The organism is Lactococcus formosensis, from assembly GCF_018403745.1.
GTDB classification, from domain to species: domain Bacteria; phylum Bacillota; class Bacilli; order Lactobacillales; family Streptococcaceae; genus Lactococcus; species Lactococcus formosensis.
In genome coordinates this window covers 52463-76586 of sequence record NZ_BOVP01000001.1, presented here as the reverse complement: position 1 = coordinate 76586, position 24124 = coordinate 52463, and the positions used below count along the sequence as shown (strand labels likewise).

General features: G+C 38.1%; 24 protein-coding genes. 23 read left to right on the top strand and 1 reads right to left on the bottom strand.

The window, feature by feature from the left end:
- The first annotated feature begins 42 nt into the window (after positions 1 to 42).
- The 13 genes from KJS37_RS00380 (at position 43) to pnuC (ending at position 14393) form a co-directional block, all read left to right on the top strand.
- Positions 43 to 825, top strand: a complete 783-nt coding sequence (locus KJS37_RS00380) for a DUF817 domain-containing protein (RefSeq protein WP_244851270.1) — start codon at positions 43 to 45, stop codon at positions 823 to 825.
- 158 nt (positions 826 to 983) lie between these two features.
- Positions 984 to 2762, top strand: a complete 1779-nt coding sequence (uvrC, locus tag KJS37_RS00375; protein ID WP_213495388.1) for an excinuclease ABC subunit UvrC — start codon at positions 984 to 986, stop codon at positions 2760 to 2762.
- Between the two features lie 136 nt (positions 2763 to 2898).
- Complete coding sequence (locus tag KJS37_RS00370) at positions 2899 to 3306, top strand: hypothetical protein (protein WP_165711335.1); 408 nt, start codon at positions 2899 to 2901, stop codon at positions 3304 to 3306.
- 194 nt (positions 3307 to 3500) lie between these two features.
- Entirely contained in the window at positions 3501 to 4454 is a 954-nt protein-coding gene (locus tag KJS37_RS00365; protein ID WP_244851268.1) for a DUF6287 domain-containing protein, read from the top strand.
- Positions 4455 to 4678: 224 nt separating this feature from the next.
- Positions 4679 to 5752, top strand: coding sequence for an A/G-specific adenine glycosylase (mutY, locus tag KJS37_RS00360; RefSeq protein ID WP_165713231.1), 1074 nt, complete (start codon positions 4679 to 4681; stop codon positions 5750 to 5752).
- A 110-nt stretch (positions 5753 to 5862) separates the two neighbouring features.
- Positions 5863 to 7269: a dipeptidase PepV gene (gene pepV / locus KJS37_RS00355; RefSeq protein WP_017368994.1), complete on the top strand. Its 1407-nt coding sequence runs from the start codon at positions 5863 to 5865 to the stop codon at positions 7267 to 7269.
- Positions 7270 to 7498: 229 nt separating this feature from the next.
- On the top strand, positions 7499 to 8560 hold the full coding sequence (locus KJS37_RS00350; protein WP_213495386.1) for a DUF871 domain-containing protein: 1062 nt from the start codon (positions 7499 to 7501) through the stop codon (positions 8558 to 8560).
- Positions 8557 to 9447, top strand: a complete 891-nt coding sequence (gene murQ / locus KJS37_RS00345; RefSeq protein WP_213495384.1) for an N-acetylmuramic acid 6-phosphate etherase — start codon at positions 8557 to 8559, stop codon at positions 9445 to 9447. The genes KJS37_RS00350 and murQ overlap by 4 nt, the downstream gene beginning before the upstream one ends.
- 23 nt (positions 9448 to 9470) lie before the next feature.
- Positions 9471 to 11396: a glucose PTS transporter subunit IIA gene (locus KJS37_RS00340; protein ID WP_213495382.1), complete on the top strand. Its 1926-nt coding sequence runs from the start codon at positions 9471 to 9473 to the stop codon at positions 11394 to 11396.
- A 105-nt stretch (positions 11397 to 11501) separates the two neighbouring features.
- Positions 11502 to 11864 (top strand): holo-ACP synthase, encoded by a 363-nt coding sequence (acpS, locus tag KJS37_RS00335; protein WP_019291992.1) that lies wholly within the window; start codon positions 11502 to 11504, stop codon positions 11862 to 11864.
- 22 nt (positions 11865 to 11886) lie between these two features.
- Entirely contained in the window at positions 11887 to 12999 is a 1113-nt protein-coding gene (gene alr / locus KJS37_RS00330) for an alanine racemase (protein ID WP_213495380.1), read from the top strand.
- A 143-nt stretch (positions 13000 to 13142) separates the two neighbouring features.
- Complete coding sequence (locus KJS37_RS00325; protein WP_019291994.1) at positions 13143 to 13574, top strand: Spx/MgsR family RNA polymerase-binding regulatory protein; 432 nt, start codon at positions 13143 to 13145, stop codon at positions 13572 to 13574.
- 111 nt (positions 13575 to 13685) lie between these two features.
- A complete protein-coding gene (gene pnuC / locus KJS37_RS00320) occupies positions 13686 to 14393 on the top strand; it encodes a nicotinamide riboside transporter PnuC (protein ID WP_096368525.1) in 708 nt (235 codons plus the stop codon).
- Between the two features lie 43 nt (positions 14394 to 14436).
- On the opposite strand, the gene KJS37_RS00315 is transcribed toward pnuC, so the two are convergent.
- Positions 14437 to 14757, bottom strand: a complete 321-nt coding sequence (locus KJS37_RS00315) for a DMT family transporter (RefSeq protein WP_019291995.1) — start codon at positions 14755 to 14757, stop codon at positions 14437 to 14439.
- A 645-nt stretch (positions 14758 to 15402) separates the two neighbouring features.
- On the opposite strand from KJS37_RS00315, the gene KJS37_RS00310 reads away from it, so the two are divergent.
- The 10 genes from KJS37_RS00310 to KJS37_RS00265 all read left to right on the top strand — a co-directional run bounded on the left by KJS37_RS00310 (position 15403) and on the right by KJS37_RS00265 (position 24124).
- The gene (locus KJS37_RS00310) at positions 15403 to 16248 is read left to right on the top strand and encodes a bifunctional methylenetetrahydrofolate dehydrogenase/methenyltetrahydrofolate cyclohydrolase (protein WP_017369003.1); all 846 of its coding nucleotides are present in this window, start codon (positions 15403 to 15405) and stop codon (positions 16246 to 16248) included.
- Between the two features lie 75 nt (positions 16249 to 16323).
- On the top strand, positions 16324 to 17577 hold the full coding sequence (xseA, locus tag KJS37_RS00305; protein ID WP_017369004.1) for an exodeoxyribonuclease VII large subunit: 1254 nt from the start codon (positions 16324 to 16326) through the stop codon (positions 17575 to 17577).
- A gap of 9 nt (positions 17578 to 17586) precedes the next feature.
- The gene (locus tag KJS37_RS00300; protein ID WP_014024456.1) at positions 17587 to 17811 is read left to right on the top strand and encodes an exodeoxyribonuclease VII small subunit; all 225 of its coding nucleotides are present in this window, start codon (positions 17587 to 17589) and stop codon (positions 17809 to 17811) included.
- Between the two features lie 103 nt (positions 17812 to 17914).
- On the top strand, positions 17915 to 18958 hold the full coding sequence (locus tag KJS37_RS00295) for a glycerate kinase family protein (protein ID WP_213495378.1): 1044 nt from the start codon (positions 17915 to 17917) through the stop codon (positions 18956 to 18958).
- A 122-nt stretch (positions 18959 to 19080) separates the two neighbouring features.
- Entirely contained in the window at positions 19081 to 19257 is a 177-nt protein-coding gene (locus KJS37_RS00290) for a hypothetical protein (RefSeq protein WP_165711324.1), read from the top strand.
- A gap of 123 nt (positions 19258 to 19380) precedes the next feature.
- Positions 19381 to 20232: a polyprenyl synthetase family protein gene (locus KJS37_RS00285; protein WP_213495376.1), complete on the top strand. Its 852-nt coding sequence runs from the start codon at positions 19381 to 19383 to the stop codon at positions 20230 to 20232.
- Complete coding sequence (locus KJS37_RS00280; RefSeq protein WP_017369008.1) at positions 20229 to 21038, top strand: TlyA family RNA methyltransferase; 810 nt, start codon at positions 20229 to 20231, stop codon at positions 21036 to 21038. The genes KJS37_RS00285 and KJS37_RS00280 overlap by 4 nt, the downstream gene beginning before the upstream one ends.
- Entirely contained in the window at positions 21035 to 21481 is a 447-nt protein-coding gene (locus tag KJS37_RS00275) for an arginine repressor (protein ID WP_017369009.1), read from the top strand. The genes KJS37_RS00280 and KJS37_RS00275 overlap by 4 nt, the downstream gene beginning before the upstream one ends.
- A gap of 11 nt (positions 21482 to 21492) precedes the next feature.
- Entirely contained in the window at positions 21493 to 23157 is a 1665-nt protein-coding gene (gene recN, locus KJS37_RS00270; RefSeq protein ID WP_017369010.1) for a DNA repair protein RecN, read from the top strand.
- A 7-nt stretch (positions 23158 to 23164) separates the two neighbouring features.
- Entirely contained in the window at positions 23165 to 24124 is a 960-nt protein-coding gene (locus KJS37_RS00265) for a DUF805 domain-containing protein (protein WP_213495374.1), read from the top strand.

Genomic DNA, 24124 nt, shown 5'->3' with positions numbered 1-24124 from the left:
TGCGCTTACTTTTATCAGATGAAAATATGCTAAAATAAGGACATGAATGGTTTAAAAAACGGTGTGATTTTGCTTTTCAACTTTGCAAAAATCCAAGCCGCTTGTTGTCTCTTTCCACTTGCCGTTTTTGCTACCTTAGCGATAACACGTGGATTGACTTTTCTCAATATCCCACGTTATGATTTAATTTTTGTGACTTTACTTGTGTTTCAAGTTTTGATGGTTAAATTAAAATTTGAAACACTTGAAGAGTTAAAAATTATTTGCTTGTTTCATATCTTAGGGTTAATTTTAGAGATTTTTAAAGTCAATATCAGTCATAGTTGGACCTACCTTGAGCCGGCTTACTTAAAAATTTGGAATGTCCCTTTTTACTCGGGGTTTATGTATGCCAGTGTCGGGAGTTATGTTGTTCAATCGTGGAAAAAGTTGCAGCTAAATGTGGAATATTGGCCGCCATTAGGGCTTAGTTTTGGCTTATCCACAGTTTTGTATCTGAACTTTTTTACCAATTATTTCTTCCATGATTTACGGTATTTTATTATTCTGGCTATTGTCTTAATCTTTTGGCGCACTCAGTTCACTTTTTGTATTAATGGAAGAAAAAGATATAAAATGAAGGCACTCTTCTCTTTTGCTCTGATTGGCTTCTTTATCTACATAGCTGAAAATATTGCTTCATTTTTCAATGCTTACCGGTATCCTAATCAAGCAGAAACCTGGCATCTCGTAGGATTTGGGAAAATGTCTTCATGGTTTTTACTGGTCATTGTCAGTATTGTTTTAGTCGTTAATCTCAAATTAAAGCAGTCATCGAGAAAATAAGTTAATAAAAAAGACAAGGTAAAACTTGTCTTTTTTGTTTAAGTAGGAAGATTTATAAAACATTGCACAATGCCGCAATCACAAAAAGAAACAATTCCTTGCACGACAGACAGTTCCGATTTATGATTAGCCCCTCCAGAATATGCTATAATAAAACCATGAATAACACGATTAAAGCAAAGCTGGAGCTCTTACCGGATAGCCCAGGCTGCTATTTACATAAAGATAAAAATGGGACAGTTATCTATGTAGGGAAGGCGAAAAATCTGAAAAACCGCGTACGTTCCTATTTTCATGGCTCCCACAATACAAAAACTGAGCTTTTAGTCAGTGAGATTGAAGATTTAGAATGGATTGTTGTTGAATCAAACATTGAGTCTCTGGTCCTTGAAATTAACTTAATTCAACGTTATAAGCCCAAATATAATATTATGCTTAAGGATGATAAATATTATCCTTTTCTCATGATTACAAATGAAAAATATCCGCGTTTGATGATTACACGGCGTGTTAAAAAAGATGGGGCAATGTATTTTGGACCTTATCCCGATGTCAAAGCAGCCAATGAAGTCAAACGTCTCTTAGATCGCATCTTTCCTTTTAGAAAATGTGGCTTACATGAAAAGAAAGTTTGTTTCTACTATCATATCCATCAGTGTCTTTGTCCAGTCGTTAATCATGTAGATCCTCAAGTTTATAAAGATATGGCTCAAGAAGTGAAACATTTTTTAACGGGTGATGATAAAGAAATCATCAATGAACTGAAGACAAGGATGTTTGCCGCTTCAGAAAAAATGGAATTCGAGCAAGCGGCAGAATACCGTGATGTGATTAATTCTATCGGGACTTTGAGAACAAAACAACGGGTCATGAACCACGATTTAAAAGACCGCGATGTTTTTGGTTACTATGTAGATAAAGGTTGGATGTGTGTGCAGGTTTTCTTTGTACGACAAGGTAAAATGATTCAACGTGATGTCAATATGTTCCCTTATTACAATGAAGCAGAAGAGGATTTTTTAACTTATGTTGGACAGTTTTATCAAGAAGCTGAACACATGGTGCCTAAAGAAATTTTAGTTCCTTCAGAAATTGATGCAGAGGCTGTCGAGGCGGTAACTCAAACTAAAGTTCTCAAACCAAGTCGTGGAGAGAAGAAGCAACTTGTAGCAATGGCGACTAAGAATGCACGTACACAGTTACAATTAAAATTTGACCTCCTCGAAAAAGACCTGATTAAAACTCAAGGTGCCATCGAAAATCTCGGTAAAATTCTCAACATTCCTACACCAGTGAGAATTGAATCGTTCGATAACTCTAACATAATGGGGACCTCTCCAGTATCGGCAATGGTTGTCTTTATTAATGGCAAGCCCTCAAAGAAAGATTATCGGAAATATAAGATCAAAACTGTCGAAGGTGCAGATGATTATGCATCAATGCGTGAAGTGATTACGCGCCGTTATAGCCGAGCCATGCGTGAAGGGACTGCTTTACCTGACTTGATTGCAATGGATGGTGGTGCAGGTCAAGTCAATGCAGCCAAGGCTATTCTGCAAGAGATAGGGTTAGACATTCCGGTTGCAGGTATGGCTAAAAATGATAAACACCAAACCAGTGAGTTACTTTTTGGCGATCCTTTGGAAGTTGTGCCATTGAGTCGCCAATCACAAGAATTCTTTCTCCTTCAACGCATTCAAGATGAAGTCCACCGATTTGCGATTACTTTTCATCGGCAAGTGCGTGGGAAAAATACCTTTTCTTCAAAACTGGATGGTATTACAGGGCTTGGACCAAAACGTAAGCAAAAATTAATGACGACCTTCAAGTCACTTAAAGCAATATCTGAGGCTGATGTTGCTCAAGTCGCTGAAGCAGGCGTACCTTATGAGGTCGCTGAAAGGGTAAAGGAAGTCTTGAAAAAAGAAAATTACTAATTATTTCATAAAAAACTCTCGATGAGTTTTTTTATTTCTCGAGCAGATTTTTGATAACTAAGAAAAATAAAAAAGTTCCCTAGCCATAATTTTTAGAGGGATTTTTTGTTATAATTAGTCTGTTTAGGAGAGGGAAATGAAGAAGAAAATTCTGACTTGGCCAATGTTTATTTATTCGTATAGCGCTCTGATAATTTTTATTTTTATTTTAGATTATTTTGTAGTCTGCCTGTCTTCTGTAATGGTTACTCTACCAACGGATAACAATGAATTGGTCATTCCATTTATGTTTTATCATGTTGCATTGATTGTTGCACCAATTAATTATTTGATAGAGAGGTGTTTAGCAAATGATAAGAAAAGAAAATGGTTTAAGGGATTATTATATCTAGGGACATGTGTAATAACAGTTTTACTTGGAAGCTTGAATTTAGAGATAAAATTGAAGAATTATTTAATATTTATAATTATCTATGTAGTAATTTTTACTTTAGTATCTCTAAAATACAAACTTCCCAAATCTCTCAAGTGGTATTTGGACTAAATAAAAGTATTTGAATAATTAGTTTGAAAGCGTTGACATTTTTGTATTGATGGTGTATAATAAGTTATACCTTTAAGCATCTCCAGCATTTTCTGGGGTGTTTTTTTTATTGTTGAAAGCGAATATGAAAGGGACACACTTATGATAAGAACAAGCGATAGTTTTAATTTATTTGATTTTGTAATAAAATAGAGATGGAGGGGTTTATAAAGAAAATAACACTATTATCTATACTGGCTTTAGCCTCTTTTTCACTTGCATCTTGTTCGTCTAACAAGCAAGGTGGTGAGAAAAAGACCGAACCAAAAACTGAGGAAAAAAGTAAAGCATCCACAAAAGAAAAAGATATGACAGCTTCGAGTGCAGTAACTCGGGAGTCTAGTTCATTTTCTCAAAGTTGGGATGTTCTGACATTAAATCAGAAAATATCTATTTTAATTCAAAAAGCGAGTAAAGAATTCAACTTCTCTTCTTTGACAAAAGAGGAGATAGAGCAGCAAAATTTATCTCATGAATGGGCAATGAATGGAACTATAGATAAAGGATCAATACTTATTCCTACAGTAGCTAGCAATGATCCCTATCGAATTTCTACTCAAGATAATGTGATAACTATTGAAGCTGGGAATGCTATGGTCCAGCAGAAGCAGTTTACTAAAGAAGAACTTTTTAATGAATTTTATAATAATGATCAAGCGCAGCAAGCGACGAATGAATTAGCCTCGAAGATCATATCTGTAGAACAATTAAATGAGCTAATTAAAGAAAAATATCAAGTAGATACTTTCCCGGACCAAGCTCCTGCGCAAGATTTAAACAAAGAGGCTATTTTAGCTGGTGATTTTTCTACGTTAGTTGGCACGTGGAAGAATGGTAGAGGTGATGTGTTAGTCATTAATTCTGATAAAAGTGCCATTTTAAATGGGAATCCTTGTGTAATAGATGTTCCTAAAATTGATCAAAACTATGAATCATTTTTATCCATACGTGCTGATAGTAAATCTCCTATTGGAGGAGCAGTGATAGGAATGTTTAAAATTGGCGAACAAAATAAATTTGGTGATCAGTCGGATACTTCAAAATCAAGGTTGATAATAACTCAAAATAGTGCGAACTTCCCTGCAGACATGTACCTGTACAGGGATTAGAGCTCGGATTATACAATCTTATGGTCAGGTCCCCCACTTCGGTGGGGGCTTTTTTGTTTGGAAAAGAATTTAATAAATCGAGGTTATTCGGTCGAAAATTTTTTAGTTTTGATTGTCATTGAATTGTGTTGTGTTTTGATTGATTTTTTACAAAAATATGATTAAACTGCCTTTTAAGAGCTTACTATTTGACTTTGTTTTATATAAATTTAATAATAGAGCTTATGAATAAAACCGAAATAGAAAAGTTCCAGCAGGATTTATTAGGTTGGTACAACATCCATAAAAAGCCTTTGCCATGGCGTAAAAATACTGAGGCTTATTCTGTTTGGATTTCTGAAATTATGTCTCAACAAACACAGGTTGAAACAGTGATGCCCTACTATCTACGCTTTATGGAAAAGTACCCTCAGATTGAGGATTTGGCAGCAGCAGATGACGATGAGCTTCTGAAACTTTGGGAAGGTTTAGGTTATTACTCGCGCGCTCGTAATTTAAAAATTGCCGCACAGCAAGTAATGACAGAATTTGATGGGCGATTTCCTAACCAACTAAAAGACATTCAAAGTTTGCAGGGGATTGGTCCTTACACAGCAGCGGCTATTGCTTCGATTTCTTTTGGCTTACCTGAACCGGCAATTGATGGTAATTTGATGCGCGTGACGAGTCGATTATTTGAGATTGAATCAGATATTTCGAAGGCTGCTTCGCGGAAAATATTTGATGAAAAGCTGAGAGAGCTAATCTCGGAAGAAAATCCAGGAGATTTTAACCAAGCACTCATGGACATAGGTTCCATGGTTTGTACGCCTAAAATTGCCAAGTGTGAGATTTGCCCCTTAGCTGCGTATTGCCAATCCAGACCTAAAGGTACGCAACTGAAGTATCCTGTCAAAAGTAAAAAGATTAAGCAGCAACACATTTACTACAATGCTTATGCATTAAAAAATTCGCAAGGCGAATACTATCTGCAAAGACGTCCTAGCACAGGTTTACTTGCTAATATGTGGACTTTCCCTATGCAGGAGATATCTAAAGAAGAATTCAATAATGAAGCCTTAGTGCCACCAACAAATGTGCCAGACAGCATCTCACGCATGACAAAAGTTGGAGAAATCACACATGTTTTTTCTCACTTGAAGTGGTTTGTTCAAATTATTGAATGTATCCCTGAGGAAAACTTTATTGTTCAAGAAGAAAAACTGAATGAAAATCAACTTTGGGTAAAATTGACGGATCTTTCAAAAGTCGCTCTACCTACGCCACAAGTCAAAATGTTTAAGTTTTTCAATGACTAGTTTTCACTTTATAAATGCAAACGTTTTACTTTTTTGGTATAATTATAGGAGTTTAGAAAACCGACTTTTTGTGAATATATTATCAAGAAGTCAAAATAATGGAGGCAATCATGACAACTATTGATTTTACTGCAGAAGTAGAAAAGCGCAAAGACGCAATGCTCGAAGATTTGTTTGAACTTCTTCGTATCGATTCAGCAATGGACATGGACAATGCGGACAAAGAAAACCCATTTGGCCCTGGACCTCGTAAAGCCCTTGACAAATTCTTGGAATTGGCTGAGCGTGATGGCTACCAAACTAAAAACTATGATAACTACGTTGGTCACTTCGAATATGGAGAAGGCGACGAAGTTTTAGGTATCTTCGGTCACTTGGACGTTGTTCCTGCTGGTTCTGGTTGGGATTCAAACCCATTTGAACCTGAAATCCGTAACGGTAACCTTTATGCGCGTGGTGCTTCAGACGATAAAGGCCCAACTATGGCTTGTTACTATGGTTTGAAAATTTTGAAAGATCTTGGTGTTCCATTATCTAAAAAAATCCGCTTCATCGTTGGTACAAACGAAGAAACAGGTTGGAAAGATATGGATTACTACTTTGAACACTGTGAATTGCCATTGCCAGATTTCGGATTCTCACCAGATGCTGAGTTCCCAATCATCAATGGTGAAAAAGGTAACGTTACAGAATACCTTCACTTTGACGGAAAAAATGCTGGTGCTGTAGTACTCCACTCTTTCAAAGCTGGTTTAGCTGAAAACATGGTTCCTGAATCTGCAACTGCAGTAATTTCAGGTGCGACAGACCTCCAAGCAAAATTGGAAGCATTTGTTGCTGAAAATGCAGACAAAAACTTACGCTTTGACCTTGAAGAATCTGACGGTAAAGCAACAGTAACAGTTTATGGTAAATCTGCACACGGAGCAATGCCATTTAAAGGTATTAACGGTGCAACTTACCTTGCTAAATTCCTTAACCAATTTGACTTTGAAGCTGGTGCAGCTGCCTACATCAAACTTGCTGCGGAAACATTGATTGACGACCACGAAGGTGAAAAATTAGGCACAGCCTACAATGATGACCTTATGGGTGCAACTTCAATGAACGCTGGTGTTTGGAACTTTGACGAAAACGGTGAAGGTACAATTGCATTGAACTTCCGTTTCCCACAAGGTACTGACCAACATAAAATCAAAGCAGTTCTTGAAGCTCTTGAAGGCGTAAAAGAAGTGACTATGAACGATCACGTGATGGAACCTCACTACGTACCAATGGAAGATGAACTCGTTTCTACATTGATCAGCGTTTACGAAAAACACACTGGTCTTAAAGGTTACGAAACAGTAATCGGCGGTGGTACATTTGGTCGTCTCCTTAAACGTGGTGTTGCTTATGGCGCAATGTTTGAAGGTGAAGAAGATACAATGCACCAAGCAAATGAATACAAACCATTGGATGCACTCTTCAAATCAGCAGTTATCTATGCTGAAGCAATTTACGAATTGGCCAAATAAAATAAGACGAAAAAAATCCCCATTATTGGGGTTTTTTTGTTTTTTAAAATGAAATTTCATTTCATTTCTTTTGAACGAGAAAAAGATAAAGGCAACTAAAACGTGATGTTACAGGATTTATCTTTTTATTTGCCAAAAAAATTGAGTAAGCACTTGAAATAAAATTTTAGATATGTTAAAATGAATGCGTTAACAAAAGAAATAAAGTTTCAGAGATAGAGAGGTGTTTATGTTTGGCTTTTCCATTTTTATGAATGAAGATCTTTCAACAGAAGATATTCATTATATAAAAAGAATGAAACAAGCAGGATTCAAGGGAATATTTACTTCGATGCATATTCCTGAAGATGATGCTCAAGCGTATAAAATGCGCTTAGAAAAATTAGGGGCTTGTGCTAAAGCAAACCAACTGGAATTGATGGTAGATATTTCAGGTGAAGCCTTGGAGCGTGCAGGTTACTCATTTGAGCATTTAGAAGAACTTACTCAACATGGTGTTACGGGTTTACGGATGGATTATCATATTGACAATGAACAAATTTCCAAAGCCAGCCATAAAATGAAGATTAGTTTAAATGCTAGCACGTTGGTAGAAGATGAGGTAGAGGAACTAAGAAGATTAGGAGCTAACTTCTCTAATTTAGAAGCTTGGCACAACTACTATCCTCGTCCTGAAACTGGCTTGGCTACGCCTTATTTCCTCGAGCAAAATCAATGGTTAGAGAAATATGGTTTTAAAAGAGTAGCTTTTGTTGCTGGTGATGCTCAGAAGCGCTTACCCTTAAGACTCGGACTTCCCACTCTTGAAAAGCATCGAGATATGCATCCTCTGGCAGCTGCTCTTGATTTATTTAAGTATGAGACGGATGAAGTTTATATTGGAGATGGTGATTTAGCAGCAATGACGATTGAGCAGTTTGAAAATTATATGCAGTGGGATAAAATAGTTCTACATGTAGAAAATAATAATTCAGCTTATTATGATTCGGTCCTGGGAGAGCATGACAATAGGAATGATCAGTCTCCTAACTTGATTAGAAGTGCAAATGCCCGCTTTAAGAAGGTTGAACAAATCCAAAAAGAACATGCAGAAGAGCGCAACAAAGGGGCGGTAACGCTTGATAATGAGCTGTATGGACGCTACATGGGCGAAACACAAGTATGTAAAAAAGCACTCCCAGCTCATCCTAATATTAACGTTGTAGCATATGTTATCGAAAAAGATAGAGATTTACTCGATGTAATTTATTCGAAGCAAAAGTTTGAATTAAAAGAAAAGGAAAGAAAATGAATTTAGAAAAATTGACAACAGAACGACGTAATGAAGAAACTTTTGGATTGGACGAAATGTCCATCTCAACTGCTCTAGAAAAGATGAATAAGGAAGATAAAAAAGTTGCAGAAGCTGTAGAAAAAGCACTTCCGATGATTGAACCAGTTATTGAAAAAACGATTGAAAGTTTTAATCAAGGCGGTCGACTCATTTACCTGGGTGCAGGGACAAGTGGACGTTTAGGTGTACTTGATGCAGCAGAGTGTGTACCAACTTTTGGTGTTGAAGCAAGCATGGTTGTCGGACTCATCGCTGGAGGTGAAAAAGCGATGACTCTTGCTGTGGAAGGCGCAGAAGATGACCTTGAGCTTGGCAAACAAGACTTGATTGATCTTCGTTTAACAAAAAATGACATGGTGATTGGGATTGCTGCAAGTGGACGTACCCCTTACGTGATTGGTGCCCTTGATTATGCGAAGAGCATTGGTGCACACACAGGTTCTCTCGCATGTAATATGAATGCCGAGATTAGCCAGCATGCTGAATTCCCAATTGAAGTGGACTGTGGCGCCGAATTTTTGACAGGATCAACTCGCCTCAAATCAGGTACGGCACAAAAATTAATATTGAATATGATTTCGACAATATCGATGATTGGTATTGGAAAAGTATACAACAACTTAATGGTTGATGTGCGTCCGACAAATGAGAAATTAGTGGAGCGCAGTAAACGTATCATTATGCAAGCTACAGAGTGTGACTATCAGACAGCGGAAAAGACATTTATCCAAGCAGAAGAAGATGTCAAGTTAGCGATTGTTATGATTTTAACCAACAGTGAAAAAGATGAGGCACAAGAAAAACTCGCACAGGCAAAAGGATTTATTAAACACACATTGAGCTAATAAATAAAAATTAGGAGATGAAGATGGCAGAAGATAAAGTAACACGTATTGCACGGCAAATTTACGAAGAAATTGGCGGACCAGAAAACGTTCAAAGTTTAGTTCATTGTATGACGCGCGTTCGACTTTCAATGATTGACGAAACAAAAGTAGACCTTGAAAACCTCAAAGCTATTGATGGTGTTATGGGGGTTGTTGAGGGTGAAACACTCCAAGTTATCGTTGGTCCGGGTACAGTAAACAAGGTAGCCCAAAAAATGGTTGATACAGTAGGAGTTAAACTAGGCGAACAGTTTCCTAATACAGCAGGTCTTAGCCTTGAAGAACGTGCAGCTCAAACAAAAAAGGAAGCCAAAGAAAAATATAATAAGCCCTCAAAAATAAAAGAAATACTGAACTCGATTTCTCGTATTTTTACACCATTGATTCCTGCCTTTGTAGGTGCTGGACTTATTGGTGGTATTGCCTCCATCCTTGCAAATCTGATAACTGCAGGTACGATTGATGGTGCGACTTTTGCACAGATTGTTGCTGTCCTAGGTGTGATTCAAAAAGGTATCTTCGCCTACTTGGTGATCTATGTAGGGATTAATGCAGCAACTGAATTTGGGGCTACGCCTTCACTTGGTGGTGTTATTGGTGCTGTGACTATGTTGACTGGGATTACTCCAGAAGCACCAATTAACAATATCTTTACGGGGCAGCCATTAACTGCACAACAAGGGGGAATCATTGGCGTTATCTTTGCTGTATGGCTTTTGTCTCTTGTCGAAAAGAATTTACGTAAAGTTATTCCAGATTCGATTGACATTATCGTGACGCCCACACTTTCTCTCCTTGCTATCGGACTTTTAACGATTTTCTTCATCATGCCTGTTGCGGGAACAATTTCGACATCTTTAGTAGGCGGGATTAACGCTGTACTTAATGTTGGCGGTGGATTTGCTGGCTTCCTCTTAGGGGCTCTCTTCCTCCCAATGGTTATGTTTGGCTTGCATCAAATTTTGACACCGATTCATATTGAAATGATTGATAAGACTGGGTCAACAACTTTGCTACCAATTCTTGCTATGGCTGGTGCTGGTCAAGTCGGGGCAGCATTGGCACTCTGGGTACGTTTACGCAAAAATAAAGAGTTCGCCGAAATTGTCAAAGGTGCTTTACCTGTAGGTTTCTTAGGCATTGGTGAACCTCTTATTTATGGTGTGACTCTTCCGATGGGACGTCCATTTATTACAGCTTGTATTGGTGGAGGTATTGGTGGTGCCATTATCGGATCTCTAGGACATGTTGGTGCTATTGCTATTGGCCCAAGTGGGATTGCTTTAATACCATTGATTGCGGATAACCGTTGGTTGATTTACGTCTTTGGCTTAATTGGTGGTTACGTTGGTGGCTTTATCGCAACATACTTCTTTGGTATTCCTCAATCTGAAAAAGATAAAGCAGATAACTATGTAGACGCAGCAACAGTAGCGCAACCTGCTGTTGTAAATCTTGAAAAAACAGTTGCTTCACCAATGTCAGGGAAAATTATTCCTTTAGCGAAAGTAGAAGATGAAGTTTTTTCTAAAGGTATGCTTGGGCAAGGTTTTGGTATCCAACCTCGTGATGGAAAAGTTTTTGCACCATTTGATGGTACAGTGACGACAGTTTTCCCTACCAAACATGCTATTGGTTTGCTTAGTGACTCTGGCGTAGAAGTACTGATTCATGTGGGCTTAGATACTGTGTCTTTAGAGGGTAAACCCTTCACTGCTAAAGTAACAGATGGCAGCAAGGTTACTAAGGGCGATTTGCTCTTAGAAGCAGACTTGAAGATGATTGAGAACGCTCACTTGTCACCAGTAACTTTAGTTGTTATTACGAATTCTGATGAATTTAAACATATCTATGTTGAAGCTCCTGAAGAAGTAGCTCCTGGCGAGCAAGTTATCATTGCAGAATAAAAAAAATAGGTTGGGTGTAAGCCCAGCCTATTTTTAAGCTTTTTAATCTTAGGATCCGAAGAATGATTTTAAATAAAGTATCTGAAAATTTGGTATAATAGAAAAATGATCTACGGTATAGGAACAGATAATGTCGAGATATCGCGCATTGTCCAGGCATTGGAACGCAATGATAAATTTGCACAGCGCGTTTTGACAATAAATGAGTTTGCTCATTTTTCAAGTTTTACTTCAAAAAAACGTCAAGCTGAATTTTTAGCGGGACGTTGGGCGGCAAAAGAAGCCTTTTCAAAAGCCTTAGGAACAGGTTTTGACAGCCAGCTTTCCTTTCATCATATAGAAATTTCTAAAAATGAAAAAGGAAAACCATATTTTCTAGAACATCCCTTTGCTGGCCAAGCACATTTGAGTATTTCACATAGTAATCTAGAAGCAGTTGCTATGGTTGTGCTTGAGAGTAAAGATTGAGTATAAAAAGAAGGTAAATATTATGAAAGCAGCACCACATCGCCACACACCAGCGATTATTAAATTATCCGCAATTGAAAATAATGTCAAGAAAATGCGCGAACATATCGGTGACAAGCCAGAACTTTGGGCTGTTGTAAAAGCTAATGCTTACGGTCACGGAGCAGTTGCTGTTGCACAGCATATTGATGGTCTTGTGGATGGTTTTTGTGTGTCCAACTTTGATGAAGCCATCGAGTTGCGTCAACAGTTGATTATTAAACCAATACTTGTACTGTCTGGTATTGTACCTGACCATGCAGAAATTGCAGCCAGTCAGCACATCACTTTAACAGCACCAAGTTTAAAGTGGCTCCAACAAGTCATTGATTCAAATAAAAATAAACACTTTTCACGTTTGCGTATCCATATCGCTGTCGATACAGGTATGGGCCGAATCGGTGTGACAACAGCAGAGGAAGCTAATCAAATTATTGACCTAGCGGATCAATATAATATTAGCGTGCGAGGAATCTTTACACATTATGCTACTGCTGATGAAGAAGATACAACACAGTTTAAAGAACAAAAGGCAAAATTTGATGCTTTAGTCAGTCAATTGAGTCGTCGTCCAAAATATGTGCATTCGACAAATTCAGCGGCTGGCTTGTGGCAAAATCAAGAAGTGCAAGATATTGAACGTATTGGTCTCGCGATGTATGGTTTAAACCCAAGTGGTGATGAACTTGCTCTCCCTTATGAGTTGGAACCTGCTTTAAGCTTACATTCTGAGTTGACGCATGTTAAAAAGATCCACAAGGGAGACACTGTGGGTTATGGGGGAACTTTCCGTGCAGAAGAAGATACTTATGTAGGGACTGTGTCTATTGGCTATGCCGATGGTTGGACACGAGATATGCAAGGCTTTAAGGTCATTGTGGATGGGCAATACTGTGAAATTATTGGTCGGATTTCGATGGACCAGATGACGATACGTTTGCCGAAAAACTATGAGATGGGTACACAGGTCACACTGATTGGTAAAAATGGCGATAAAGAGATTACTGTTCAAGATATCGCAAACTGGCGTCATACGATTGGCTATGAAGTTATCTGTCTTTTATCAGATAGAATTTACCGTGTCTATGAAGAATAAAAGCTGCTTTTGTGCGGCTTTTTTTTCATTACATTTTCATTTAAAAATAAGTCCTAAGTTGAGTAATTTGACAATGACTTTAAAAATGATATAATTATATTAAATACATATGAGATAAAATTAAGAAAAGTGAGGGAAGGGATATGATTAAAGTATATACTGTCATGGCTTGCAGTTCTTGCAAAAAAGCCAAAGAATGGCTAACGAATCACGAACTAGAATTCGAAGAAATCAACTTGATAACTGACAAAATAGATCCCGAAGACTTTCTTAAGATTTTCTCTTTAACTGAAAATGGAACAGAGGAAATTATTTCCACAAGAAGTCGTGCTTACAAACGTTTATCTTTGGATTTTGAGCGCCTTTCCCTTCATGAGCTGGTTAAGATAATCGAGGAAAATCGTACATTATTGCGTCGACCTTTGATCCTTGATGATAAAAGATTACAAGTGGGCTACAATGAAGATGACATTAGGAAGTTTTTACCACGTTCAGTACGTCGTGTCGAAATGCTTGAGGCGTCCCATAATATTCGTCAGTTAGACATAGAACGAGCACTAGAAGAACAAGCATAAGAGAAAAATGGAACAGAAATTGTTTCATTTTTTTGTATATTTCGTAAAAAAAATTCTTTTTTCATTCCCGTCCGTGTTATAATTTAATAATCAAATTAAAAAGAGGGAACAATGAAAAACTATATTATTTGGTTGAAACATGAACTCAAATCTATCAATACAGCTGGCAGCGTAATGCTGGCTTTTATCATAGGCGTACAGCTTGCTTTTTTTCTTACGGCGCCAATAACTTTATTGTCTGTGATTACACTTTTTGCGACTCTTGTAGGCTCGGCTTGTACGGTCTATATGATGATTGGACGGCCGATTAATGGTTTACTTGGATTGATTAGTGCTTTTGGCTTTATTTATATAAATTGGACTGCAGGACACTATGCTTCTGTTCTAGATCAAATCGTCTTTATCGCCTTTATTGATATTCCTTTAATCCTGACTTGGAAAACCTGGGGACATCGTATTGAAAACGGCGTGAAGTTTATGACGGTCAAAGGTTGGTTTATTGCAATAGCTTTAATGCTAATTGCTTGGTGGCCAATGATGCAAATTTACGCACATCTGGGAGATACGAACCCTTTATGGGATTCTATCACACTTATCATTGGTGCAACAGCTTCATTACTGGTTTTCAAAGGATATGGCGACAGTTATTCTTTATGGTTACTTTCTAATATCGTGACCATTGTATTATGGGCTACAGCATTTGCACAAGGCTACTCTGCCAGTGCATTACCAATGCTTCTCACCATCATCTTCTACTTGGCTACAGCCTTATATGGGAAATATTTTTCAGTATGGAAAAGAGCAAACAAAAAAGCCTAGTTTAAGCTAGGTTTTTTGTTTTCCTCTAGAAAAGCGAGACAAATCAATGACCACTTGTAACTTTTATCCCGATTAGTCCAACAACAAGCATAAGAACAAAGACCCAAGTCAGTGAAGGAACCTTATCTTTGAAGATAAGGGCACCAACTAAGATAGCCCCAACCGCACCAATTCCTGTCCATATGGGATAAGCAATTCCTAAGGGAAGCTTCTTCATAGCTAAAGTCAAAAATCCAAAACTGACAAGCATTCCGATAATCGTTAAAATATCATACTTGATGATAGAAAAACCTTGACTTAATTTCATTGTTGAAGCCCAAACAACTTCAAAGATTCCAGCGAGAAATAAAAAGATCCACGACATATTACACCTCTTTCAAAAAGATTATTGAGCTAGCTTTAAAGGACCAGAAAAGGGCTAGCAAGTGATAAACAAAAAGAGTCATGTCAACTAACCACAAGGCCTAAGGTTAGTTGGCATGACTCTGATAAATATCGCTCCGGCGAGTGATACTTTAGTCCTTCTTTATTATATTATCATTATTTCACATTTAGCCTCTGAGGTCAAGTTCTAGAGTTACGAGATATTAAGAGAAGATTGAGATGAGAGCTTAATTGAAATGCAAAAAGAGATAGAAGAAAAACAGATAAATTTAAATAAAAAAGGAGTCCAAGGTAAGTTACTTCGGACTCCGGGTTGATTTATACCTTTATTCTATCACTAAATCATGAGTTTGGCTGACAATTTGATTATTATTTCGAAAAACTGAAGTAATGGAAAAATAAAATGAAGCTTTTCTGATTTAACTCAGCTATACGGTCATTGTCTTGCTTGTTACACTTATTGACGATGTATCCAGTGGGATATTAGAGAAGTTGTTGAGCATATTGAGGTAAAATACAGAGCCTACTTTGGTCTATCAGCTGAAAACGAACATTACAGAAAAATTTTTTCGAATCAAGAAACACCTGTTGGCACATATTTGTGGAGTCTGATATAATAAATAGTATGAAAATTATTGATGGAAAAGCCCTTGCTGAAAAGATGCAAGAAGAACTCAAAAATCGAGTTATCAAACTGAAAGAACAAGGCATTCAGCCAGGACTCGCTGTCATTTTGATTGGAGAAAATCCCGCCAGTCAAGTTTATGTTCGAAATAAAGAACGTGTAGCTGCAAAGCTAGGTTTTAAGTCAGAAGTGATTCGTCTTCCTGAAACAACGTCTGAAGCGGAGCTGTTAGAGCTTATTGAAAGCTTTAATGAGGATCACTCTTGGCACGGAATTCTTGTGCAGTTGCCGCTGCCTTCACATATATCAGAAGAAAAAGTCTTGCTTGCGATTTCTCCTGAAAAAGATGTAGACGGCTTCCATCCAATAAATATGGGTAAATTGTGGAGCGGAGCTCCATTAATGGTTCCTTCAACACCAGCAGGAATCATGGAAATGTTCCGTGCCTATAATGTTGAACTTGCAGGAAAAAAAGCTGTTGTTGTGGGGCGTTCTAACATCGTTGGAAAACCGATGGCTCAACTGATGATGATGGCTAATGCCACTGTTACCATTGCACATTCACGTACAGAAAATCTTTCTGAGCTCACACGTTCTGCAGATATTTTAGTCGTAGCCATTGGACAAGACCGCTTTATCAAAGCAGAAGATGTAAAAGAAGGGGCAACAGTTATTGATGTCGGTATGAACCGTGATGAGAATGGCAAACTTCATGGAGATGTTGACTTTGAACAGGTGAAAGAAATTGCTGGACTAATCACGCCAGTTCCTGGAGGAGTGGGGCCAATGACAATCACCATGTTGATGGAACAGACTGTACGTGCTGCAGAAGCTTCTGTAAAATAAAAAAGAAAATTTCGTCCAGATTTATTTACAAGTCAGTACATGGAGATAAACAGTGGATTTAGAAAGATTAAAGGCATGACAGAGTATTTAACCGTATCAACTCTAACAAAATACTTAAAAGCAAAGTTTGACCGCGATCCATATTTGGAACGCGTTTATTTGACAGGAGAAATTTCTAACTTTCGCCAACGACCTAATCATCAATATTTTGCAATTAAAGACGAAAAGTCTGTCATACAAGCAACGATGTGGGCAGGTCAATTTAAAAAGCTTGACTTCAAACTTGAAGATGGAATGAAAGTACTTGTAACAGGACGTATCAGTCTCTATGCCCCTTCAGGTTCTTATTCTATTAACATTGAAAATATTGTACCCGATGGTATCGGCGCTTTGGCAGTTAAGTTTGAACAGTTGAAGAAAAAGCTCACAGCGGAGGGATTATTTAATCCACAATGGAAGCAAGAGTTGCCGCTTTTTTCCAAAAAAATTGCAGTAATTACCAGTCCTTCTGGAGCTGTTATTCGAGACATTATTACTACCGTAAATCGCCGCTTTCCGATGAGTCAGATCTTACTCTATCCGACAAAAGTTCAAGGTGTTGGTGCTGCAGAAGAAATCGCCGCAAATATTGAAGCAGTGAATGATCGATCCGATATCGATATCCTTATCGTTGGACGTGGTGGAGGATCTATCGAAGACCTTTGGTGTTTTAACGAAGAGATTGTCGTTAGGGCTATCTTTGAGTCACGTATTCCCGTTATTTCTTCGGTTGGTCACGAGACTGACACGACCTTGGCGGATTTTGTTGCAGACCGCAGAGCAGCTACACCAACAGCTGCTGCCGAACTTGCAACTCCTAATACCAAACTAGATTTGCTGGCGTGGTCAAATGACCAAGAACTTCGTATGAGAAATCGTGTAACACATCTCATCAAGGTCCAAAGAGAGCGGGTGGAAAAGTTATCCAATTCGGTTGTTTTTCGTCAGCCGGAACGTCTCTACGATGGACATATTCAGAAAATCGATCACCTCACGAGTCGTTTACAAAATCTAACTGAAACCAAGCTGAGTCGTGAGAAACACCGCTATGAACTAATATCAGGAAAACTAGTGCCCACTTTTGCAAAAAGCTATGAGCAAAAGAAAAATCAAGTCGATAACTTGGTGCAGGCCCTTCTGTTGATGGATATTAGTAAGATCAAGGCGCGTGGTTTTTCAGTGGTCACTGCGAATGATGGTAAAATTATAAAGAGTGTCAAGGATGTTCAAGCTGGTGATGCAGTGAATATCGATTTGAGTGACGGCACCGTTCATGCAGAAATAAAGTAAAGGATACATATGGCAACAAAAAAAGAAGCAAAATTTGAAGAAAATTTAGCAGAACTCGAAACAATTGTAAAAAAACTAGAAAGCGGAGATGTGGCTCTAGAAGATGCCATCTCTGAATTTCAAAAAGGAATGCTCCTTTCTGAAAAACTCAAAACAACATTAAATGAAGCCGAAAAAACACTGGTAAAAATCGTCGGAAAAGACGGATCTGAGAGTGAGTTTTTAGGAGAATAAAAAGATTGCCTAAGCAATCTTTTTTGTTACGGCTTTCTGAATTTATTTTTTACGCAATGGTTTGGTGCTATAATAACACTAGTAAGTAAAAGTGAGGAAAAATATGAAAGTTGTAGTAGCAATAGATTCTTTCAAGGGATCAGCCACGAGTGCTGAGTTGAATCAGGCAGTAAAAACTGGGATTTTAGCTGCATTTCCTAAAATCAAAGTTGAGACGTTTGAAATTGCTGATGGGGGCGAAGGAAGTGTGTCTGCTCTTCAATCTGGTTTAGGTGGGAATCTTATTAATGTTAAAACAGTTGATTTAATGCAACGTCCCATGCGTGCTTCCTATTTGCTCATCGACGAGCGTCTGGCTGTGATTGAGGCAGCTGAAGTTGTTGGCATCAATAAGATTAAACCAAACGAAAAGACAATCCAAGAAGCCACTACTTTCGGACTTGGCGCTTTATTTCTTGATGCTAAAAAAAGAGGAGCGACTGAGATTATTTTAAGCATGGGAGGGAGCGGAACCTCTGATGGTGGGCTGGGACTTTTGGAAGCTGTAGAAGCTGAAGATTTTTCGTCGATAAAAATTACAGGTTTAGCAGATGTTACTAATGTTTATGCTGGCGCCGAAGGATATGCCAAAGTTTTTGGAAAGCAAAAAGGTGGCACCGCTGAAATTCTGGAACAACAGGACAGGACAGCACAAGCTTTTGTTGAAAAGATAAAAAAAGAGAGAAAGATTGATTTACAAAAGATTCCAGGGACAGGCGCAGCTGGGGGCTTAGGTGGTGCTCTTATCTTGCTAGGAGGGGAACTTGAGTCAGGCTTTGGTAAAATAGCTGAGCTTTTAAAGATTGAGGAAACGATCAAAACGGCTGATTTGATTATTACAGGCGAAGGACAGATGGATTTTCAAACAGCCAAAGGCAAAGTTCCGTTTGGAATGGCAAAGCTGGGTGAGAAATATGATGTCCCCACAATCGCTTTCTGTGGTAGTCTATCAGAGAATTTAGGTGAGATGAATCGGGTTCTGCTCGCAAGCTATAGTATTCAGAGAAAAGTGCTTCCTTTAGAAGAAGCAATGAAAAAAGAAGTGGCTCTAAAAAATATTGAACTTTTAGCTCAAAATGTTCTTAAACTGTGGTGTTATGGACAGTGAGGTTGTGAATAAGGTTTGAAGAACCGTAATTTCGAGCTGTCTTTTGTAAAATTAGGGGGAGCTAATCATTGAATACCCTGACTTCACTTGTGTTATAATAACACTATAAAAAAGGAGAAATTATGGATCTAAATAACCTTGTAGATAAAGCAAAAGATCTGGCTTCAAATGTGCCAGATGATATGAAACAAAAAGCAGAAGAAGTCATTGATGAGCAAGTGGATAAATATGCTCCAGAAAATATGAAAGAACAGGCTCAAGGGCTTGTGGATGGCTTAAAAGGACAGCTTGGTTTGTAATCCTGAAGTGCACAGAAACGTTCTTTATTTGAAAGAACGTTTTTTTTATATTTAGAATTTCTTTATGAGAGAGTCTTTATTTTCTATTGGACTTTATTTCTGTGAAATGGGATAATATAACTAATGATTACCGATATGAATAGGCTCAATCAAGAGCTGATAAAATTTTATAAAAAAGCTGATATTCCTCAACATCTTGCAGATGCCGTGATTTATTCACTTGCAGCAGGTGGTAAAAGAATTCGTCCGCTTTTGTTCCTTAAGATGTTAGAATCACTAGGAGTAACACTGGAAACGGCACATTATCAAGTAGCATCAACTGTTGAGATGATTCATGCGGGGAGCTTGATTCATGATGACTTACCTGCGATGGATAATGATGATTACCGCCGCGGGCAACTCACCAATCATAAAAAGTTTGATGAAGCAACAGCGATATTGGCTGGAGATGCGCTCTTTTTAGATCCCTACTATCTTTTAGCCAATGCGTCTTTACCAGCGACAATAGTTGTTTCCTTGGTTAAAGAACTTTCTTTTGCAAGTGGTGCTTTAGGCATGGTTGCTGGGCAAATTTTAGATATGGATGGTGAAGGAAAAACCTTATCCCTAGAGCAAGTAAAGGAAATTCATCATTTGAAAACGGGAAGAATGTTAACCTTTCCTTTCGTTGCTGCTGGAATTATCGCTGAGCAATCTGAAGCAGTAATCGCAAAACTAAGAGAAATTGGTCAAAATCTTGGCTTGGCTTTCCAAATACGTGACGATATTATTGATGTTACCGGAACATTTGAAGAAATAGGAAAAACACCTGGAAAAGACCAAGCAGAAGAAAAGTCAACCTATGTGGCCTTGCTCGGATTAAGAGGAGCTCAAGAAGCTTTAGAAGAATTATTGGCGGCCGTGAAAAGTGATTTGGCACAGATAGCTTCAAGTGCTGAAATTGTCGAAATTATAGAAAGTTTAGAAATAAAATGAAAGAAAGAGTAGATGTTTTAGCAGCAAATCAAGGCTTGTTTGATACAAGAGAACAAGCGAAACGAGGAGTTATGGCTGGTTTGGTGGTAGATGCTAAGTCAGGAGAACGTTTTGACAAACCAGGACAAAAGATAGAAGAAACAACTGAACTTCGACTCAAAGGTGAAAAACTAAAATATGTGAGTCGTGGGGGACTTAAGTTAGAAAAAGCACTCTTAGAGTTCGGACTTTCTGTAGAAGATAAAACCTGCTTGGATATTGGGGCTTCAACAGGGGGATTTACAGATGTTATGCTACAAAATGGCGCCAAACGTGTCTATGCTCTCGATGTCGGAACAAACCAACTGGCATGGAAACTTCGCAAAGACGAGCGAGTGGTGGTTATGGAGCAGTTTAATTTCCGAAAGGCTGTCTTAGATGACTTTACGCAAGGGCAACCTGAGTTTACTTCGATTGATGTGAGCTTTATCTCGCTTGACTTGATTTTACCTCCCTTGTTTGATATTTTAGCTAAAGAGGGAGATGTGGCCGCCTTGATCAAGCCTCAGTTTGAAGCTGGTCGTGAGCAAGTGGGGAAAAATGGTATCATTAAAGATCCAAAGGTTCATAAGCAAACGATTGACAAAGTGATTCAAAAAGCTTTGAGTACTGGATTTTCAGTCAAAAATCTCACCTTTTCACCAATTAAAGGTGGTGCAGGAAATGTTGAATTTCTAGTACACTTAAAAAAAGAAGAAACAGCTACAGTGGCGCCTCTTGTTGATATTGAAGCTGTACTCCAAACAGAAAAGGAAACATTAGTATGAGAAGAGAAGAACGCCTTGATTTTATTTCAAGCCTCATCACAACTAAAGAAGTACAAACACAAGATGAGCTTGTCCAAGAGCTTTTGGCTAATGATATTGATGTGACACAAGCCACAGTTTCCCGTGATATTAAGTCACTTGCTCTGATTAAAATTCCTGGAAGTCGTGGAGGTTATCGCTATGCATTACCTCAGCAACATGATGAAGAACAGAAAGATCTTCTGCATAATGAGTTAGCCAATGAGGCCATATTAGAATTAAAAATTCACGATAATATGATTTCAATCATTGCTAAACCAGGGACTACCAGTGTGATTAAAAAAAGCCTCATCAATCGCTATGACAAGAAGATTTTTTCTATTATGACGGATGATGACAGCATTTTAATCATTTGTGAAACAAGACGGCAAGCAAATACCGTTTATGACGAATTAAGTTTATAAAAGGATAAAGTATGCTACAAGAAATTTCTATCAAGAACTTTGCGATTATTGAAGAGATTCACCTTTCTTTTGAAAGTGGGATGACTATTTTAACTGGGGAAACCGGTGCTGGTAAATCAATCATTATTGATGCTATGGGTCTTTTGCTCGGAGGGCGTAGCTCTAGTGATTTTGTCCGTACAGGTAAAGATAAGGCCGAAATTGAAGGTCTATTTTTTGCAGGAGAAAATGCGGAGTTGGATCAAAAGTTAGAAAGCTTGGGTCTTGAAAGAAGTACAGAGCTCATTTTACGCCGTGATATTTTTGCTAATGGTCGCTCTGTTTGTCGGGTGAATGGTCAGATGGTGAATCTGACAACCTTAAGGGAAATCGGCGAGCTTTTGGTGGATATTCATGGGCAACATGATAATCAAGAGTTAATGAATGCTAAACACCATCTTCGTCTTCTTGATGAGTTTGGTGATGAAAATTTTGAACAAATTAAAGCAGAATACCAAGTTAAGTTTGAGCATTATAAAAAGATGCGTCAAGCACTTGAAACTCGTCAAAAAAATGAACAAGAGTTTGCCCAACGTATTGAAATCTTGCAGTTTCAAGTTGAAGAAATTGAAGCAGCCGAGATTGACCTAAAAGAAGATGAGCAATTGCAGCACCGCCGTGATAAGCTGAATAACGCTAAAAATATAGCAGATGCTTTAAATACAGCTTATTTGGCTTTAGATGATGAAGAAGGCGACTTTTCAAGTTTGAGCGGGATACGTACAGCCATGGCAGAACTCGAAAATGTTGCAGAGTTCGACCAAGATTATCAAGATTTGTCTGATAAAACGATGGATGCCTATTACTTACTAGAGGAGGTTTCAACTAAGTTATCAACAGCAATTGAGAGCATTGAGTTCAATCCCACAGAGCTTTTGCAAATCGAAGAGAGAATTCTCACCTTGAATACTTTACGTAAAAAGTATGGTCCAGAACTTTCTGATGTATTGAAAACTTTGGAAAAAATCCAACTTGAACTCTCAGATTTGATGGGAGGAACTGAAAACAGCGAAAGTCTTGAAGAAGCACTAAAAGAGGCACAAGCAGAATTATTAATTGCAAGTGAACATCTTAACACAGCACGTCATGCAATAGCGAAAGAATTAGAAACAGATATTAAAAAGGAACTTGCCGATCTTTATATGGAGAAAGCTGATTTTTCTGTACAGTTTGAGAGTGGAAAATTCTCAAGCAAGGGTAATGAACAAGTAGAGTTTTATATTCAAACTAATCCAGGTGAGGGCTTCAAACCCTTGGCTAAAACTGCTTCAGGAGGCGAACTTTCCCGCTTGATGCTTGCTATTAAATCCAGCTTCTCAAGACGTGAAAATAAAACATCAATAGTGTTCGATGAGGTGGACACAGGTGTATCTGGACGCGTGGCCCAAGCTATTGCTCAAAAAATATATAAAATCGCCCAGGCAGGCCAAGTTTTAGCTATCTCACATCTACCACAGGTTGTAGCTATTGCTGATACACAATTTTATATTGAAAAGGCGTCCACAGATGATGTTACAACTTCAACAGTAAGAAAATTGAAATTGGAAGAACGTGTCGAAGAAGTTGCCAAAATGTTAGCTGGAGATGACATAACGGTAGAAGCACTGGCACAAGCAAAACGATTATTAACGAAATGAGGAAATTATGTTTAATTTGAAAGAGTTCAAACAATCCTATCAAAAATTTTGGTTAGGCTATATTTCTTTTAGAGAAAGAACCAGTCGAAAAGACTATTGGCTCGCAATGTTAGGTCATATTTTAGTGTCAGTTATCCTACTTGCCTTTGCCACTTTGTTCCATTTTTTATCAAGTGACGTTTTACCAGATTTGTGGTCTGTATTTTCATATTTTTTCATTGCTTTATGGGTATGTTACGGGTTAATAGCATTTTGTCCTTTCTTGGCCATGGCAGTACGCCGTTTACGGGATGTTGGACTTCCTTGGGAATTGATTTTTGTACTTTTAGCGCCTTTTGGTGGTTTCTTCGCTATTCTTATTTTGAATGCTCTTCCTGCTGCTCAAGCAGCAGCTGACTTACCAGAGTTTTTAGAGCCAACTTATGGTCAAGCACGGATAGAAGAAAACGGTCAGGAGAACTTTTTGCAAGCGATCAAAAACTATTTTCTCGGCTATATTTCTTTCAGAGGAAGAACAAGCCGTCTGAGTTTTTGGTTTGTTCAGCTCATATTTGCTCTAGTATTTGCAGTGTTAGGAGTGATGTTTGTCGGGATTCATTTCTTTGAAAATGTCCTCTTCGGTGGTGCATTTATTGCGACATGGATGATGCTGGCCTTTCTCTTTCTTGTTGGAGTTGGCTTCCTACTGCCCACACTTGCATTATTTACTCGTCGCTTACGTGATGCTGGTTTAAGCAATTATGGGATTGGATTAATCTTTTTTGTATCTTTGTCCTTGTTCTTATTGAGCAATATAAGCCATGCTGTAGATGCTGCGAGCTTTGGGATTCATGATTTTACATTGTTCAACTATCTTCTCTTCCTTGCTGATTTTGTCTTCGCTATTATCCTCCTCTTTGTTTTGGTTCAAGACAAAGACCAACTTTTACAAGAGGAAAAAACACTTCTATTTAGAAGGAAAGGCTGA

Excerpts from the sequence above, each read along its gene's own strand:
- KJS37_RS00290 (WP_165711324.1), top strand. The coding sequence starts at position 19,081 with ATGGATCTAAATAACCTTGTAGATAAAGCAAAAGATCTGGCTTCAAAT.
- alr (WP_213495380.1), top strand. The coding sequence starts at position 11,887 with ATGAAAGCAGCACCACATCGCCACACACCAGCGATTATTAAATTATCC.
- KJS37_RS00350 (WP_213495386.1), top strand. The coding sequence starts at position 7,499 with ATGTTTGGCTTTTCCATTTTTATGAATGAAGATCTTTCAACAGAAGAT.
- acpS (WP_019291992.1), top strand. The coding sequence starts at position 11,502 with ATGATCTACGGTATAGGAACAGATAATGTCGAGATATCGCGCATTGTC.
- KJS37_RS00380 (WP_244851270.1), top strand. The coding sequence starts at position 43 with ATGAATGGTTTAAAAAACGGTGTGATTTTGCTTTTCAACTTTGCAAAA.
- recN (WP_017369010.1), top strand. The coding sequence starts at position 21,493 with ATGCTACAAGAAATTTCTATCAAGAACTTTGCGATTATTGAAGAGATT.
- KJS37_RS00300 (WP_014024456.1), top strand. The coding sequence starts at position 17,587 with ATGGCAACAAAAAAAGAAGCAAAATTTGAAGAAAATTTAGCAGAACTC.
- KJS37_RS00310 (WP_017369003.1), top strand. The coding sequence starts at position 15,403 with ATGAAAATTATTGATGGAAAAGCCCTTGCTGAAAAGATGCAAGAAGAA.
- KJS37_RS00325 (WP_019291994.1), top strand. The coding sequence starts at position 13,143 with ATGATTAAAGTATATACTGTCATGGCTTGCAGTTCTTGCAAAAAAGCC.
- uvrC (WP_213495388.1), top strand. The coding sequence starts at position 984 with ATGAATAACACGATTAAAGCAAAGCTGGAGCTCTTACCGGATAGCCCA.
- xseA (WP_017369004.1), top strand. The coding sequence starts at position 16,324 with ATGACAGAGTATTTAACCGTATCAACTCTAACAAAATACTTAAAAGCA.
- KJS37_RS00340 (WP_213495382.1), top strand. The coding sequence starts at position 9,471 with ATGGCAGAAGATAAAGTAACACGTATTGCACGGCAAATTTACGAAGAA.
- KJS37_RS00365 (WP_244851268.1), top strand. The coding sequence starts at position 3,501 with ATGGAGGGGTTTATAAAGAAAATAACACTATTATCTATACTGGCTTTA.
- KJS37_RS00285 (WP_213495376.1), top strand. The coding sequence starts at position 19,381 with ATGATTACCGATATGAATAGGCTCAATCAAGAGCTGATAAAATTTTAT.
- KJS37_RS00265 (WP_213495374.1), top strand. The coding sequence starts at position 23,165 with ATGTTTAATTTGAAAGAGTTCAAACAATCCTATCAAAAATTTTGGTTA.
- murQ (WP_213495384.1), top strand. The coding sequence starts at position 8,557 with ATGAATTTAGAAAAATTGACAACAGAACGACGTAATGAAGAAACTTTT.
- pnuC (WP_096368525.1), top strand. The coding sequence starts at position 13,686 with ATGAAAAACTATATTATTTGGTTGAAACATGAACTCAAATCTATCAAT.
- mutY (WP_165713231.1), top strand. The coding sequence starts at position 4,679 with ATGAATAAAACCGAAATAGAAAAGTTCCAGCAGGATTTATTAGGTTGG.
- KJS37_RS00275 (WP_017369009.1), top strand. The coding sequence starts at position 21,035 with ATGAGAAGAGAAGAACGCCTTGATTTTATTTCAAGCCTCATCACAACT.
- pepV (WP_017368994.1), top strand. The coding sequence starts at position 5,863 with ATGACAACTATTGATTTTACTGCAGAAGTAGAAAAGCGCAAAGACGCA.
- KJS37_RS00315 (WP_019291995.1), bottom strand. The coding sequence starts at position 14,757 with ATGTCGTGGATCTTTTTATTTCTCGCTGGAATCTTTGAAGTTGTTTGG.
- KJS37_RS00295 (WP_213495378.1), top strand. The coding sequence starts at position 17,915 with ATGAAAGTTGTAGTAGCAATAGATTCTTTCAAGGGATCAGCCACGAGT.
- KJS37_RS00370 (WP_165711335.1), top strand. The coding sequence starts at position 2,899 with ATGAAGAAGAAAATTCTGACTTGGCCAATGTTTATTTATTCGTATAGC.
- KJS37_RS00280 (WP_017369008.1), top strand. The coding sequence starts at position 20,229 with ATGAAAGAAAGAGTAGATGTTTTAGCAGCAAATCAAGGCTTGTTTGAT.